Origin of the sequence: Teredinibacter purpureus (assembly GCF_014217335.1) — a bacterium.
In the GTDB taxonomy this organism is placed as follows: domain Bacteria; phylum Pseudomonadota; class Gammaproteobacteria; order Pseudomonadales; family Cellvibrionaceae; genus Teredinibacter; species Teredinibacter purpureus.
Map to the genome: position 1 here is coordinate 1,599,100 of NZ_CP060092.1, position 13,881 is coordinate 1,612,980.

Sequence of the window (13,881 nt, forward strand, 5' to 3'; positions counted from 1 at the left end):
TTCCCTGGCGGCGTTTCTTAGCCTAGAATGCACTCCGCTTTTGGCGCGCATCAACTCACCGGTGACTTCGTTTCGGTAGGATGTGCGTTCTTATTTACATTCAAATATTATCAGGAGGCCGTTCGTGAGTGACGATAGCCGCAAAGACTATCCTAACCAGCCCTTAAACCAGCATACCGTTGAAAAAATTGGCGGTACGTCCATGACTAATTACACAGCGGTGCGAGACAATATTGTGCTGAACCCAAGCGAGCGGTATCAGCGAATTTTTGTCGTATCGGCTTATGGTGGTGTTACGGATGGGCTTCTCGAACATAAAAAGAGCGGCCAACCCGGTATCTATGGCCGTTTTGCCAATGGCGTCAACGATGACAGTTGGCGCGAATCTTTAGACGAACTGAAAAAACGGCTGTTTGAGTTGAATGCACGCTTCTTTACCGATGAAGCATCTTTAGCGCAAGCCAATGATTTTATCGGTGAACGTTTGGGCGCTGCTGAGCGCTGCCTGAATGATTTGCAGCATCTTTGTGAGCATGGTCATTTCGCCTTGCAGGCACACCTCGATACCGTACGTGAAATGCTCGCCAGTATAGGCGAGGCGCACAGTGCATGGAATATGGCTACATTGCTTCGCCAAAGCGGCGTGAACGCCGTATTTGTCGACTTAACCGCCTGGAGCGATAGTCAGCATCTCGAACTCGATGAGCGCATTGTCGAAGCGTTTAAAAATATTGACCTCTCTACACAATTGCCCATTGTGACCGGTTACGCGCACAGTAAGCAGGGCTTAATGAAAAGCTTCGATCGGGGCTATAGTGAAATGACGTTTAGCCGTATAGCGGTCATAACGGGCGTGCGTGAAGCGGTTATCCATAAAGAGTTTCACCTTAGTAGTGCCGACCCTCGTCTAGTGGGTGAAGAGAATGCGGTGCCTATTGGGCGGACAAACTACGATGTTGCCGACCAACTGGCCAACTTAGGTATGGAAGCAATACATCCGCGTGCGGCAAAAGGTATGCGGCAGAGCAATATCCCATTGCGCGTTAAAAATACCTTTGAACCAGATCATGAAGGCACCTTAATTACGGGTGATTACGTTAATACCGCACCACGTGTTGAGATTATTGCTGGCCGTAAAGGCGTTTATGCAATTGAGTTGTTCGATCAAGATATGGCAGGTAAGGTCGACGAATATGATCGCGAGATATTAGCCGTTCTACGCCGTTTTAAAGCGCACATCGTATCGAAAGATATTAATGCGAATACGGTAACGCATTATCTTGCCACCAACTTAAAAACCGTCAAGCGTATTAGTGACGTGTTAGAAGAAAAATACCCAGAAGCCGATCTCAAACAAAAGAGAGTTGCCCTAGTCTCGGCCATTGGTAGCAATATGCAGGTTGCGGGTATTTTAGCTCAAACAGTTACGGCGTTGGCCGCTAAAAATATAAGTGTACTGGCAATGCACCAGTCTATGCGTCAAGTGGATATGCAATTTGTCATTGAAGAAGATGATTACGATGCAGCGGTTCAAAGCTTGCATCATTGTTTGGTTGAAACCCAGCAAGAAAACCAATCGGCATGTGTTGCGGTGTAACCTGACCTCTCGGCGGGGCACCACCCCGTCGGCCTTCTGTTCCTTTGTTCTACCCTGTTGTTGTCTCTTCTTCGTTTAAAACCTCTTCTCATTTCTGCTAATTGGCGTTACCTATAGGGTAATGGCGTGTTACCTACCTTCACAACGGTAACGATTGAAGTGTAAACTGCCTCCCAAAGCGGTCGTTAAAATAAACATCGTGTTTCTTTGAGTAACAATGGTGCGTTCTTGGTGAGTCTATGAAAATTTTTAGTGCATTTCTGTTTGGGTTATTTCTTTCTGCGGCAGCAACGGCCGACCACAATAGTGAAAATACGCTGTTATCGGCGCTTTCTACTGTGGCGACCTATAAAGAATTACGTAAAGAATGTTCCGGTACGGTTGGTGACGAACGAAAAGCGTGTTTTCACCGATTGAACCAATTGAATACCGATTACCAAGCAGCTAAAGAATTGCTGGCCTCCAATACCCATCATGATGAAACTAATGTTCACTTAGTCAGTTACGCTTACTGACATTCCTTTTCGCTCGACGTTTCTCACGCGTTTTTTTAGAAAACAGCTCACCTAAGGTTGGATAACGGACTTATCTAATGCTGGAGCAGCGTAGTGCTCGTAGTGAGGTCGAATATTGGGGTCGGCATGCTCATGAGCAACATCCGCGACTAAGCGTCTCAGCCATTGATGCGCAGGATTAAAATGTAATAGCGGGCTCCACGCCATTGTGAGTTCAAGGGCTGGAATCGTAAACGGTGGTGGCGTGAATACCAAATTAGGATTATGTTTTTGCAGTTGAGCCGCTTTTGTTGGCAACGTAACAATCAGCTCACTGACCTCGGCCATTTGCAGCGCCGCTTGATAATGCCGTGTAAAGACGTTGACATGTCGTTTCTCTCCCAGTTTATGTAACGCCGCATCGACCCACCCTAAACGTTGCACATCATCGGGGTTTACCCCAACGCCTACCCCCATTCCTGTTTTGCTTACCCAAATATGTTGCGCGCTCATGTACGTTTCATAATTAAAACAATTCGCAATAGGGTTATCTTTTGCGTACACGCAGGTGAAATTGTCTCGCCATAACAGTGTTTGGTAAAACGACTGGGGCAATTCATCGAAACGATTAATGACAAAGTCCACAAACCCCTGCTCAACATCGTGAGCTTTTACGTCGCTCGGCGCCATAATGTCGATAGAAATATGGGGCGCGGCTTCACGAAGTCGCGCAAGTACTAGCGGCATTAACGCCGATTCCCCGTAGTCACTTACCGCAATACGATAAAAGTGTTCGCTTTTATCGGGTGTGAATTTATTGATTGGCTGCACGACCTGCTCAACTTGAATTAATAAATCACGAACATGGGGTTCTAGCGCTTGGGCTCTTTCTGTCGGTTTCATTCCTTCGCTGGTGCGTACTAGCAGTGGGTCGTCGAATAATTGTCGTAAGCGCTTTAATGCATTAGACATAGCCGGTTGAGTAATGCCTAAAAACTCTGCCGCTCGTGTTACGCTTTTTTCTCGCAGCAATACATTGAGGGCAACCATTAAGTTTAAATCAACACCGTGTAAGTTCATTACCTTATCCGCATCAGTGGAATTTATACCCCAATATATACGCTTGTATGAACGGTAAGATAGCGGGATAAATCAAACTAATAGACAATAAATTATTAGCGGTTGGAATGTATTATGCGTTGTGCATAGACGATAAATAACCACGCTGAATACAAAATTGCTTCGGTATAATCGGCACGAATGAGCCAGATAAAGTGCGCAATTACCAACAAACCGATGAGGTAGACGAGTTTATGTAATTGCAGCCAGCGGCGGCCGAGCTTGCGACGGAGTGATTGGGTAGATGTTATGGTGAGGGGGATGAGCAATAGCCAAGCGGAAAAGCCCAGCGTGATGTAAGGGCGGTCGAGAATGTCTTCCCATACATAGGCGAATGAAAGGGATTGATCGAAAACCCAGTAAATAGCGAAATGTAAACTAGCGTAAAAAAAAGAATAAAGCCCCAGCATGCGCCGAAACTGCATAATTTTTTTCCAGCCAAAAGCTGCTTTAAGGGGGCTTGCACTAAGGCTTAATAATAAGCATACCAGCGCCCACTTTCCCGTTTCGTGGGTAAGTGTTTCAACGGGGTTTGCACCTAAGCGATGTTGAAAAAACTGCGCTGTTAATACAATTATAGGCAGCAGTAATAGAGTAAAAACAAGTAGTTTTAAGAGCGAGTTTTTTTTTAGCATTAAAAGTAAGTCTTTAAATTCATGTCTTTGTAGAGGCCCGCAACCTCTTCCGCATAGCCATTAAATATTTCAGTGTCAACTTTGAAGTATTCGCCAATACGCCTTTCTCGTTTTTGGCTCCAGCGAGGGTGGTTAACGGTAGGGTTTACGTTGGAATAAAACCCATACTCTTTAGGTGCGATCATATTCCAGCTAGTTTTCGGTTCTGTTTTAGTGAAGCGAATGGCGGTTATAGATTTAATACTCTTAAAGCCATATTTCCAAGGAACAACCAAGCGAATAGGGGCGCCGTTTTGGTTGGGTAGCGGCTTGCCGTAGAGCCCTACCGCCATAAACGTTAACGGGTGCATAGCCTCGTCCATGCGCAAACCTTCACGGTAAGGCCACTCTATAGTACGGCGTTTTTGCCCTGGAAGAGGGCGGTCTTTGTGATAAACCGTCTCGAACGCAACGTATTTTGCGTCACTCGTAGGCTCGAAACGTTTAAGTAAGTCGGCTAAGGTAAAGCCTGTCCATGGAATAATCATCGACCAAGCTTCTACGCAGCGTAATTTATAGATACGTTCTTCCAGTGCGTGCGGGGCTAACAGTGTCTCAAGTGCATACTGGCCTGGTTTTGCACATTCGCCTTCGACAGTGATTGACCAAGGTTCTGTTTGCAGCGCACTCGCATTTTCATACGGGTCGGTTTTGGCTGTACCTAACTCATAAAAATTATTGTACTGTGTTACGTCACCTAAAGGCGTTAGTGATTCGGTGTGAGCGCGAGTGCGTTTAGCAAGCTTTAATTTTTGTTGTAAATCGGATACTTTTGCTTGTGCAACATGAGGAAGATAGCCCGCTAGCGCCAGACCGCTCAGCCCGCTGTTACGAATGAATTGTCGCCGCGATTGGTAAAGGCTTTCGTGGGTGACATCATTTTCAGTTAAACCGTATCGGTGTGCAGACGTTATAAGCGGCCAGCGGGGCTTTGTCATGAGAGATTCTCGAAAGCAATGTTCAGGTTGTGTATAGAAATCCCAGCTGGCGCAAAGTTCATTAATCGGGGAATTTAATTTTGCAGTTATCTTGCGTTAGCCGTAATGCTTCAGCGGCAAAATCAAGTTCGTTACCCATCTTTGTAAACTCTTCTGCGTATCGGCGTTTTGCTTGCTTACGAAATTTTCCGGTGATAAAACGTCGAATTTCTGTTTCGCTTTGCAGCGCTAGCCCCGGGATTTCAACGGGTTTGCGGGTTTCTTCATCGAGCGCCACCATGCTGAAATAAGATGTGTTGGTATGCTTGCAAACCCCTTGCTTAAAGTCTTCTGATTCTACGCGTATACCCACCTCCATCGACGAGCGGCCGACATAATTGACTGAGGCATAAAGCGTAAGCAATTCACCGACTTCAACAGGGTTTAGAAAGTTAACGGAATCTACAGAGGCTGTTACACAATAGAGCCTAGCGTGGCTAGCCGCACAGGTGTAGGCAATTTTGTCCATGAGCGACAGAATAATACCACCGTGTACTTTTCCGCCGAAATTGGCGTACGAGGGAACCATTAGTTCTTTAAGAATTACTTGAGAGTCTGATACAAATCGGAATTGTTCGGTCACGTGGGCGTTTCAACTTTGATGTTACTTGCGGCTGCAAGTAGTGGGTTATATGCCCATTTTATTGAGCACGTCGATCAAATCGCGAAGTGTACGCTCAGCAACAGGATGGCTTACCGCAAAACGAGATTCGAGGTTCGTCAGCAAATCAACGATTTCATTACTGGCGCGGGTGCGTTCTACCACATCTTGCAGGTTGGAATCTAGGTCTCGCAGTAGTTCTAGGGCTTTCGTATCGGGGGTGTTGGCTTGTTTTAATTCATGAATGAGTTGTTGGGCGAGTGACTTGAGCTTACTTTCGTCCGTCATTGCACATGCCTCGTAGGATGGTGGTGATGTGTATGCGGAGGGTCTTGGCCCTCCGCTTAGGGGCTTACTCTTCTTCTTCTGCGATAGGGGGTTTTTCGTGCAGGTTAGCCTTTACGGTTCCTTTGCGATGCGAAAGCGCTGCCTCGAGTTTTTTTGCAGAATCAGCAATGGCGCTATAGAGCTGCTCATTGGTTGAATGTACCGATACTGTCGTGCCTAAAAAATGCGTATTGGCTTCAACTTTCTGCTCGTGCTTTTCGACCGTTAGGATGACGGATAAGGCGTCTAATTGAGGGAAGTGGCTTTGTACTTTAGCGAATTTAGTGTTAACAGATTGGCGAATGCCTTCGGTTATTTCTACATGACGACCAGCAATGTTAATTTGCATAAAACCTTTTCCTATTGTGATTCTTGAATGCCGGGGAAGGCACTCGGGGATGCAGCGGTTTATGTCGCTACTGTTTCTAACTTATGGGGTTGTGCAAGGAATTTCAAGCACCAGTGTCATGTAGATGAGCCGTTGTGAGCACTTTTTTTCTATTAGAGCCTGCAATCAAGGTATATCACTTGAATGTACCCGTTTGCTCATGCATTATTTGCGCCCACTTTATAGCTCATCCAGTGCCGCTACGATGTTAGAAAAAACGCACCTTATTAAACTTGCCAATATGAAAATGCCTTTTGGCCGCTATCAAGGTCGAGTATTAATTGACCTGCCAGAAGAATACCTTTTATGGTTTTCTAAAAAAGGCTTCCCCTCAGGTGAATTAGGCGAACTTTTATCTTATGCGCTGGAAATTCGTATCAATGGCCAGGAGGCCATTCTTGATCCGTTGCGCCGTTACCCCAGCATCCATTAGCCCGTTTTTCTTTGCGCCGAAGAATGTTTAGGTCTCGCTACTCACCCGCACAAAATCAGTACCGCGACAGCCTGGGCAGGGCGGGATACTACCGGTTTTTTTGAAGTGCATCTCTTTGTCACACGCGCGGCACCGCAATACACCGGCTACCGTTACCTGCCCCGTGTGGTAGCTTGAACCCGATTCGGCCCATTCCGCGAGCTTACTAAACATATCACTAGCGCCATGCGAGAGTGCAGCAGTTAAATCGAGAAAACCCGCTTGTAGGTTGTCTTTTTTAAGCTGCTTTTTCGCTTGCTCGCTAAGGGAGTGAAAATGTTTAGCTGATTGCTCAAGATCGCGTCGCAGGTAAAATTTTAAATGTGAACTTTCGTTGTGCGTGATGTCGCCTATTGCCACAAAATGATCGCGTGCTTTCTCAAGTGCTTTCTCTAAGGATGCCAGCGTTTTTTCACCTGATTCAGTAAATAGCTCGCGCGCTTTTGCCGCCATTTTTTCGTAGGTGTGGGCAAGTTTACTGTCGTCATTATTGGTCATTGCTGGAGGCTCGTACTTGAAGTGGGCGCCCCTAGAAGCTCCCTAGAGGATTATTTAAGTGTAGCTTAAGAAAACCTCCATTCCTTAACCTAAAGCGTATTAGTATGACGGTTGGTTTCGAACACAATTCAAATAAGGAGAGATCGTTATGGTACGAAAGTTATTAGTGACTATAGGTACAGCTTCAGCCCTCATATTCGGGGCGCAGGCGCTGGCGGGTAGCGACACATCAGTGGCCGTTAAGGTCAACGCTGCCATGAGCGACAGCAATCGTCCGGAAAAGCACGTGGTTCGAGATGCGAACCGTAAGCCATTAGAAACACTTGAATTTTTTGGCCTAAATGACTCAATGAAAGTTGTCGAGCTGATTCCTGGAGGAGGTTGGTATACACGCCTGTTGGCACCAGTTTTACGCGACAATGGCAAGTTGTACGTGGCCTACGGTGCGGGCTGGATGGGCGATTTACTGCAGCAGCCAGATTTCACCAAGGTGACCTTATTGGCGCCGGAGAGCAAGCTCCATAAGCCTGAAGGAGAACGCTTTTATGCATTGGAAAACGTTGCGACCGGTGTTACTAACGTTGATATGGTATTAACGTTCCGCAACTACCATAATTTTGATGAGCAGAGCCGTCAGCGTATGAACGACGAGGCTTATAAAATGCTGAAAGAGGGCGGAATTTACGGTGTTGTGGACCACACCCGCCGTCATTTGGAACCTCTCAATGGTGAGAATGGTCGTCGATTTGACCCTGTTCTTGCAATCAAAGAGATTCAGGCCGCAGGGTTTGAACTGGTGGATTTTTCGGATCTGCACTACCAGCCTGTTGATGCCTTAGAGTATGAAGTGGGCCACAAAGACGTCACCGGTAAAACCGATCGATGGACGTTGAAGTTTAAAAAAGTGTCGAAGTAAGGTACTTTTTGTTCAAAAAAAGCGCGTTTTCACTTGGTGAGCGCGCTATCACTTGGCTTTTGGGTGAGAGCCTCAGGCGCCCAAGGGCTGAAATATGTCCCGTCACTTCTTTTGCTCTTTCTTCGCCGCCTCAAACCGCGCGTTTAGCTATTTGGGTATGAGTCATCGACCATCTCTAGGTATTTTTCTAAAAAATGTTTAAGGGGGGATTTCTCCGTTCTGGCTATTTTGAGTGAATGGGATTTTTATCCGCAAACTGGCGGGCTAATAATTTGGTCGGTTTCCCCCTAGAATCATCTATTCTCTGTTATCGATCAATATTTATTGTCACAAATCTGGAATATATGTGTAACATGCGACCCGCGGTCACTGGGTCGCATGTCACTAGCGGGAGATGTCGATGAAAATTAAAAACCCTTTAACTGAAATGTTTGGCCGCTCTCCCATCAAGCCTATGGAAGAGCATATGTCGGTTGTTACCGACGCGTCTAAAGAACTGCTGGCCTTCTATGAAGCGAGCATTCTGACTGACTGGGCTGGCGCTAGCGCAGCTTATGACCGAATATCGGCATTGGAGGAAAAAGGGGACGAGCTGAAAAAGCAAATTCGCTTACATCTTCCTAAGAATCTCTTTCTTCCTGTTCCTCGGTCTGATCTTCTCGATTTACTGACCAAGCAGGATAAAATTGCCAACCGCTGCAAAGATATATCAGGTCTAATGTTGGGGCGTAAAATGGTTATACCTGTGCCTCTCCAAGATGCTGTTCGCCAGTTTTTAAAGGGTGGTATTGCAACCGTGTTACAGGCCCATAAAGCTATCAACGAAATGGACGAGTTACTCGAAACCGGCTTTGGTGGCCGCGAACTGGATGTTGTCGAAAATATGGTAAGCGTGCTCAACGACTTAGAGCAGGCCACCGATCACCAGCAAATCGATATTCGTGCGGGGTTATTTAAGCTTGAAGCTGAGTTGCCGCCCGTGGATGTCATCTTCTTTTACCGTATTATCGAAGAAATCGGCGATCTCGCTGATCGAGCGCAGAAAACAGGCCAACGGCTACTGCAATTGCTCGCTCGCTAATTCGGCACTTACGCATTCTGATTTAACTATTCGTGAGGTTCTATCCACATGTCGATCTTGTCTGATTACGGCACCATTTTGCTTGTTATGGGCTGTATATTTTGTGTTTTTATGGCCTGGGGCGTGGGTGCAAATGATGTTGCAAACGCTATGGGTACTTCCGTAGGCTCAGGCGCACTGACAATTAAGCAAGCGATATTTATCGCAATGATATTTGAGTTTTTGGGCGCTTATCTGGCGGGGGGGGAAGTAACCTCCACGGTTCGTAAAGGCATTATTGACCCTGCCGTAATGGAAGGCTCGCCTCATCTGTTGGTCTTCGGCATGTTAAGCGCATTATTGGCCGCAGGAGTATGGCTGGTCATAGCGAGTATTCTCGGGTGGCCTGTATCCACTACTCACTCTATTGTGGGCGCCATTATTGGTTTTGCTGCTGTGGGTATTTCTAGTGACATCGTGGAGTGGGGGAAAGTGGGAACTATTGTCGCGAGCTGGGTCGTATCCCCCGTTTTAGCGGGTACTCTATCCTTTCTTCTCTTTAAAAGTGTGCAGTGGCTAATTTTTGGCTCACCTAACCCGGAAGCCGCTGCGCGCAAATACATTCCTATCTACATGTTTTTAGTTGGCTTTCTAATCGCCATGGTGACCATGCTTAAAGGGCTAAAACATGTATTGAAAGATACAGGAATGCAATTGAGCTACCTCGAAAATATTGGTATTGCCGTAATACTGGGCTTAATTGTGTCTGCGTTTGGGCTTTATTTGCTTCGCCGAGTTGACACTAGCGGTGAGGTTGACCCCGATAATCGTTTTGAACATGTAGAAAAAGTGTTCGCTGTTTTAATGATCTTTACCGCTTGCTCTATGGCGTTCGCGCACGGTTCCAATGATGTTGCGAATGCGGTTGGGCCATTGGCCGCGATTGTTGGGGTGATTAAATCGGGTGCTGTTGAAACCAGCTCGGCGATGCCCGGCTGGGTGCTGCTCTTAGGTGGTCTCGGGATTGTCGTGGGATTAGCAACTTATGGGTATAAAGTCATCGCCACAATTGGACGAAAGATTACAGAATTAACTCCAAGCCGTGGCTTCGCTGCCGAACTAGGCGCTGCGGGTACGGTAGTCTTTGCATCAGGAATGGGCCTGCCTATTTCGACGACCCACACACTTGTGGGTGCAGTATTGGGCGTTGGCTTGGCACGTGGTATTGGCGCACTTAATCTCGGTGTGATTGGCTCCATCTTTATGTCCTGGGTCATTACCTTACCAGCAGGTGCTGGCTTGGCGATAATCTTCTTTTATAGTTTCAAATGGATCTTTGGAGCTTAATAGCACGGTGTAATAAACCATTTGTATAATTGAATTTTTTGAGAAGCGCCATTGTTTTATTTCAGTGGCGCTTTTTTTGTGGAAGCTAGAAAGAGTCCGCGTAACGCTCGCCGCAATGGGTGTTACTATTTGAGTCTGTATTTGGATAAACGCCTCGGGGGAGATAATGCCAGATCTAACTCTTGTAATAGGGAATAAAAATTATTCATCGTGGTCGTTGAGGCCTTGGTTTTTTCTGCGGTACCATCAAATACCGTTTAAAGAGGTAAACGTACAGCTGTTTACTGCTTCTACTGCACAGGCACTAGAGCCCTACGGTTCCAATGCTAAAGTGCCTGTTTTAACGCTAGATGAAGGTATTGTTTGGGATTCGTTAGCCATTTTGGAAACTTTATCCGAGATGTATTTAGGGGGTAAAGGTTGGCCTGTTGATGTTAATGCCCGTGCATTGGCGAGATCCATTAGCTACGAAATGCACTCAAGTTTCCAAAGCTTACGGGATGCCCTTCCTATGAACTGCCGTAAGCAATATACCATCAAAAATATATCCCCTACCCTACAAGCTGATATTGTGCGCATCAAATACTTGTGGGCGAAGTGCCGCCGGCAATATGGGAGTAAAGGTGAGTGGTTGTTCGGTGAGTTCTCAATCGCTGACGCGATGTTTGCGCCCGTCGTATTACGTTTTCACGGGTACAATATTGAGTTAAATACGGAGGAACGGGGGTACGTGCAAACTGTTTTAACTCAGCCGTGTATTCAAGCGTGGATGGCTGCAGGTGTTCTGGAAACCGCTGTGATTGATAATGACGAAGTTGCCAATGGTGGCCAGTATTCTATTTGTAATTAAATCTAGTGGTTCGTATAGCGTGATAGCTAAGTGAAAACCTAGGGTAATAATAACTGTTAACGTGGTGTTGAAAGAGGTTAAGTATGGAGTATAAGGGTGAATTTCAGATTACAGGTTGGGACGAAACAGCTCTCAGCGACGGTGAGAACGGGTGTAAATTAACGCAAGCGAACGTTACACAGCAATACTCTGGAGAAGCTGAAGGCGCCTCTACATTGACGTACCTTATGCAGTACCAAAACGAACAGTACGCACTTTTTGTTGGTTACGAAACACTTGAAATACACATAAACGGTACGGCGGGAAGTGTAGTCTTGCAGCATGATGGAGAATTTAAAAGCGGAGTGGCAAAAAGTCAGTTTAAAATTGTGGCTGGGTCAGGAAAAGCTGCATGTGAGGGTTACACTGGGCATGGCTACTTTACCTCTACGGCGGGCGGTAAAGCCGATTACGTTATAATAATGTCTTAACGGATATAAAAGGGTTAAAATTTTAAGCGTAACGTTGATCTTTCTGTGTGTTATTACGTTAGTGGGCTGCTCCAAGGCAAGTTACGTAAACGAAAAAAATACTACTATGCATGGGAAAAAGAGTTTGGCTATACGCAAGTCGTCAAAGTCAATGACACGCTATATGCAGTGGCGCACTATATCTGGCCACCTAATTAGAGGTGATATTCACTACGGATATAGAAAAGCTAAAAGCGGCTATTCCAACGCGAAAACTTTATGTCAATAATCAATACCCTTCCTCTAACTGGGTCGAAGCGGAACGGCTATGGAGTGAAAATAGCTTTCTTGAAATAGAGGTGGTGGTACTGCCGTAAACGCCAGCCTAAAGAGCGTCTAACCATTTTATTTCGAGTCAAAATTGAAGGGGCGTTAATCAGTGAAGCACCCTTTCGAACGTTCCTGTACAGAATATTTTACACGCCCATAGGTGTTTTGTTTGGGCTTCTATCACGGGCGTTAAATGGCTCACCGCGTTATTTATAGTTTTTTTTACGCCACAGGCTAGTCGGTTGAGGTGTTGCAGCGTTTTCGAATTCTGCTGAGGCCTACTGGTGTAATTCCGAGATAGCGCGCAACGTCACTTTGAGATAAGCGTTTTTCCAGTTCGGGTTGACGTGTCCGAAAAAGGCGATAACGTTCCTCCGCAGAAAGACATAAAAGCTCGTACTCTCTGCGTTCTTTTTTCATGGTGAGCTGTAGAAGAAGCCCTTGCACATCTTCCGAAAATTTTGGATCTGTATCCCTTAGTGTTTTAAGTGTCGATTGGTGGATTTTAAACAATGTACAATCTTCCAGACTCAGCACACTAAATGTACTGGGCTGATCGTGCAGCAGAGATTGTGCGCAGCTTATGAAACTTCCTTCAGTAACGAAAGATTTTATATATTCTTTTCCCTCGTTCGTAATGTAACACGCCTTGAGTAATCCGCTCTCGATAACATAAAGGTTATCCACCACTTTGCCTTGCTCAAATAGATACTCACCTTTGTGAATGCCTATTCTCGTTCCGTACTCTCTATATTTATCAAACAACTACATTCTCCACAATTAACTTGGGTTAATGAACTAAACAAAGCCTAAAGGTACAGTGCCGTCACGTGCTGATAATCATCTCGTCACTACAGGTGCGAATGAAAAATACAATAATCCGTTATCTGAGGTGAGGCACTAACGTGAATTTTGGGGTGTTATACGTGCCAATAAGCGGTTTTCTAACGTCAAAAACGTAGAGTGCTGCCGGCGCAATTTAAACTTGTCGTTTTAAAGGCATGTAGTTTTCTTCAGAAAGGAACGGAATAACGATGATCTTGGAAAAAAGAACCATTTTATTAACGGGTGGAACATCTGGAATAGGTCGGATTCTACTCGAAAAACTCGTGGACTGTAACAGCCAAATAATCGTTTTGGGACGGAACACCACAGAACTCGAGAGACTGGAAATTGAGTATGACAATGTTCATGGGTATACCTGTGATCTATCCAATAAAGCCAGTACGCTTACGTTACTTAAGGAACTTGCCGAAAGGTATCCCGATGTGTCGGTAGTCTTTAATAATGCGGCGATACAGCGCACGCCTAAGTTTACGGACGAAAACTTTTGCTTTGACACTATAGAAGAAGAGATCACGGTTAATCTTATGGCGCCAATATGGATATGTTCGGTATTGCTGAAGGGGATGGTCGCAAGAAAGGAGGGCGCGGCATTTATTAACGTGACCTCTGGGTTGGCCATAATGCCCAAAACGAACTCTGCGGTGTATTGTGCCACTAAAGCTGGGTTACACAGTTTTTCAAAGAGTTTTCGTTATCAGTTAGAATCTACGCGGGTAAAAGTATTTGAAGCCGTTCTGCCGGTTGTGGACACCCCTATGACGGAAGGCCGAGGCAGCGGAAAAATAAGTGCGGAAAAAGCGGCAAGCGCCATTATAAAAGGCGTTGAGCGGGGGAAGGAAGAAATGTTAATAGGAAAAGTCAAGATGATGCCCATTGTTCACCGCTTGAGCCCCCGACTGTTAACGTCAATCATGAAATCAGCTTAATGATCGAAAG

The 13,881-nt window shown here is 45.8% G+C and carries 18 protein-coding genes; 10 read left to right on the plus strand and 8 right to left on the minus strand.

Features of this window, described 5'->3' with window-relative positions; all coding sequences use genetic code 11:
• The first annotated feature begins 124 nt into the window (after window positions 1–124).
• Together H5647_RS07090 and H5647_RS07095 are read left to right on the plus strand one after the other, a co-directional pair.
• Window positions 125–1,597, plus strand: coding sequence for an aspartate kinase (locus H5647_RS07090; protein WP_268871345.1), 1,473 nt, complete (start codon window positions 125–127; stop codon window positions 1,595–1,597).
• Between the two features lie 239 nt (window positions 1,598–1,836).
• A complete protein-coding gene (locus H5647_RS07095) occupies window positions 1,837–2,112 on the plus strand; it encodes a hypothetical protein (protein WP_045857427.1) in 276 nt (91 codons plus the stop codon).
• Window positions 2,113–2,163: 51 nt separating this feature from the next.
• Here the strand turns inward: H5647_RS07095 and H5647_RS07100 are convergent, their stop codons facing one another.
• The 6 genes from H5647_RS07100 to hpf all read right to left on the minus strand — a co-directional run bounded on the left by H5647_RS07100 (window position 2,164) and on the right by hpf (window position 6,138).
• Window positions 2,164–3,171, minus strand: a complete 1,008-nt coding sequence (locus H5647_RS07100) for a LysR family transcriptional regulator (RefSeq protein WP_045857428.1) — start codon at window positions 3,169–3,171, stop codon at window positions 2,164–2,166.
• A gap of 95 nt (window positions 3,172–3,266) precedes the next feature.
• A complete protein-coding gene (locus tag H5647_RS07105; protein WP_045857429.1) occupies window positions 3,267–3,845 on the minus strand; it encodes a protein-methionine-sulfoxide reductase heme-binding subunit MsrQ in 579 nt (192 codons plus the stop codon).
• On the minus strand, window positions 3,845–4,822 hold the full coding sequence (gene msrP, locus H5647_RS07110; protein WP_045857430.1) for a protein-methionine-sulfoxide reductase catalytic subunit MsrP: 978 nt from the start codon (window positions 4,820–4,822) through the stop codon (window positions 3,845–3,847). The genes H5647_RS07105 and msrP overlap by 1 nt, the downstream gene beginning before the upstream one ends.
• Window positions 4,823–4,883: 61 nt before the next feature.
• Window positions 4,884–5,390, minus strand: a complete 507-nt coding sequence (locus H5647_RS07115) for an acyl-CoA thioesterase (protein WP_045861179.1) — start codon at window positions 5,388–5,390, stop codon at window positions 4,884–4,886.
• Between the two features lie 99 nt (window positions 5,391–5,489).
• Window positions 5,490–5,750 (minus strand): DUF4404 family protein, encoded by a 261-nt coding sequence (locus H5647_RS07120; protein WP_045857433.1) that lies wholly within the window; start codon window positions 5,748–5,750, stop codon window positions 5,490–5,492.
• A 64-nt stretch (window positions 5,751–5,814) separates the two neighbouring features.
• Window positions 5,815–6,138 carry a ribosome hibernation-promoting factor, HPF/YfiA family gene (hpf, locus tag H5647_RS07125; RefSeq protein WP_045857436.1) on the minus strand — a complete coding sequence of 108 codons (324 nt, stop codon included), beginning with the start codon at window positions 6,136–6,138 and terminating at the stop codon, window positions 5,815–5,817.
• A 244-nt stretch (window positions 6,139–6,382) separates the two neighbouring features.
• Between hpf and H5647_RS07130 the strand changes: the two genes are divergently transcribed.
• Complete coding sequence (locus tag H5647_RS07130; RefSeq protein ID WP_045861180.1) at window positions 6,383–6,610, plus strand: DUF3820 family protein; 228 nt, start codon at window positions 6,383–6,385, stop codon at window positions 6,608–6,610.
• Window positions 6,611–6,637: 27 nt separating this feature from the next.
• Here H5647_RS07130 and H5647_RS07135 read toward each other — a convergent pair whose 3' ends face one another.
• A complete protein-coding gene (locus tag H5647_RS07135; RefSeq protein ID WP_045857437.1) occupies window positions 6,638–7,147 on the minus strand; it encodes a zinc ribbon-containing protein in 510 nt (169 codons plus the stop codon).
• A 148-nt stretch (window positions 7,148–7,295) separates the two neighbouring features.
• Here H5647_RS07135 and H5647_RS07140 point away from each other — a divergent pair, with 148 nt between their 5' ends.
• From H5647_RS07140 to H5647_RS07165, 6 genes are all read left to right on the plus strand, one after another.
• Complete coding sequence (locus H5647_RS07140; protein WP_045857440.1) at window positions 7,296–8,063, plus strand: class I SAM-dependent methyltransferase; 768 nt, start codon at window positions 7,296–7,298, stop codon at window positions 8,061–8,063.
• A gap of 400 nt (window positions 8,064–8,463) precedes the next feature.
• A complete protein-coding gene (locus H5647_RS07145) occupies window positions 8,464–9,144 on the plus strand; it encodes a TIGR00153 family protein (RefSeq protein WP_045857441.1) in 681 nt (226 codons plus the stop codon).
• A 48-nt stretch (window positions 9,145–9,192) separates the two neighbouring features.
• Window positions 9,193–10,470, plus strand: a complete 1,278-nt coding sequence (locus H5647_RS07150; RefSeq protein ID WP_045857443.1) for an inorganic phosphate transporter — start codon at window positions 9,193–9,195, stop codon at window positions 10,468–10,470.
• Window positions 10,471–10,636: 166 nt separating this feature from the next.
• Window positions 10,637–11,320 carry a glutathione S-transferase family protein gene (locus H5647_RS07155; RefSeq protein ID WP_045857445.1) on the plus strand — a complete coding sequence of 228 codons (684 nt, stop codon included), beginning with the start codon at window positions 10,637–10,639 and terminating at the stop codon, window positions 11,318–11,320.
• A gap of 83 nt (window positions 11,321–11,403) precedes the next feature.
• Window positions 11,404–11,790, plus strand: a complete 387-nt coding sequence (locus H5647_RS07160) for a DUF3224 domain-containing protein (RefSeq protein ID WP_045857447.1) — start codon at window positions 11,404–11,406, stop codon at window positions 11,788–11,790.
• Window positions 11,791–11,990: 200 nt separating this feature from the next.
• On the plus strand, window positions 11,991–12,146 hold the full coding sequence (locus H5647_RS07165) for a hypothetical protein (protein WP_162926316.1): 156 nt from the start codon (window positions 11,991–11,993) through the stop codon (window positions 12,144–12,146).
• Window positions 12,147–12,333: 187 nt separating this feature from the next.
• On the opposite strand, the gene H5647_RS07170 is transcribed toward H5647_RS07165, so the two are convergent.
• Window positions 12,334–12,864, minus strand: a complete 531-nt coding sequence (locus H5647_RS07170; protein WP_045857450.1) for a Crp/Fnr family transcriptional regulator — start codon at window positions 12,862–12,864, stop codon at window positions 12,334–12,336.
• A gap of 269 nt (window positions 12,865–13,133) precedes the next feature.
• On the opposite strand from H5647_RS07170, the gene H5647_RS07175 reads away from it, so the two are divergent.
• Window positions 13,134–13,871, plus strand: coding sequence for an SDR family oxidoreductase (locus H5647_RS07175; RefSeq protein WP_045857451.1), 738 nt, complete (start codon window positions 13,134–13,136; stop codon window positions 13,869–13,871).
• Window positions 13,872–13,881 lie beyond the last annotated feature (10 nt).

What these genes read in the sequence shown, in the direction of transcription:
- H5647_RS07095 (WP_045857427.1), top strand. Translation starts at nt 1,837, where the DNA reads ATGAAAATTTTTAGTGCATTTCTGTTTGGGTTATTTCTTTCTGCGGCA.
- H5647_RS07100 (WP_045857428.1), bottom strand. Translation starts at nt 3,171, where the DNA reads ATGAACTTACACGGTGTTGATTTAAACTTAATGGTTGCCCTCAATGTA.
- H5647_RS07105 (WP_045857429.1), bottom strand. Translation starts at nt 3,845, where the DNA reads ATGCTAAAAAAAAACTCGCTCTTAAAACTACTTGTTTTTACTCTATTA.
- msrP (WP_045857430.1), bottom strand. Translation starts at nt 4,822, where the DNA reads ATGACAAAGCCCCGCTGGCCGCTTATAACGTCTGCACACCGATACGGT.
- H5647_RS07115 (WP_045861179.1), bottom strand. Translation starts at nt 5,390, where the DNA reads ATGGTTCCCTCGTACGCCAATTTCGGCGGAAAAGTACACGGTGGTATT.
- H5647_RS07120 (WP_045857433.1), bottom strand. Translation starts at nt 5,750, where the DNA reads ATGACGGACGAAAGTAAGCTCAAGTCACTCGCCCAACAACTCATTCAT.
- hpf (WP_045857436.1), bottom strand. Translation starts at nt 6,138, where the DNA reads ATGCAAATTAACATTGCTGGTCGTCATGTAGAAATAACCGAAGGCATT.
- H5647_RS07130 (WP_045861180.1), top strand. Translation starts at nt 6,383, where the DNA reads ATGTTAGAAAAAACGCACCTTATTAAACTTGCCAATATGAAAATGCCT.
- H5647_RS07135 (WP_045857437.1), bottom strand. Translation starts at nt 7,147, where the DNA reads ATGACCAATAATGACGACAGTAAACTTGCCCACACCTACGAAAAAATG.
- H5647_RS07140 (WP_045857440.1), top strand. Translation starts at nt 7,296, where the DNA reads ATGGTACGAAAGTTATTAGTGACTATAGGTACAGCTTCAGCCCTCATA.
- H5647_RS07145 (WP_045857441.1), top strand. Translation starts at nt 8,464, where the DNA reads ATGAAAATTAAAAACCCTTTAACTGAAATGTTTGGCCGCTCTCCCATC.
- H5647_RS07150 (WP_045857443.1), top strand. Translation starts at nt 9,193, where the DNA reads ATGTCGATCTTGTCTGATTACGGCACCATTTTGCTTGTTATGGGCTGT.
- H5647_RS07155 (WP_045857445.1), top strand. Translation starts at nt 10,637, where the DNA reads ATGCCAGATCTAACTCTTGTAATAGGGAATAAAAATTATTCATCGTGG.
- H5647_RS07160 (WP_045857447.1), top strand. Translation starts at nt 11,404, where the DNA reads ATGGAGTATAAGGGTGAATTTCAGATTACAGGTTGGGACGAAACAGCT.
- H5647_RS07175 (WP_045857451.1), top strand. Translation starts at nt 13,134, where the DNA reads ATGATCTTGGAAAAAAGAACCATTTTATTAACGGGTGGAACATCTGGA.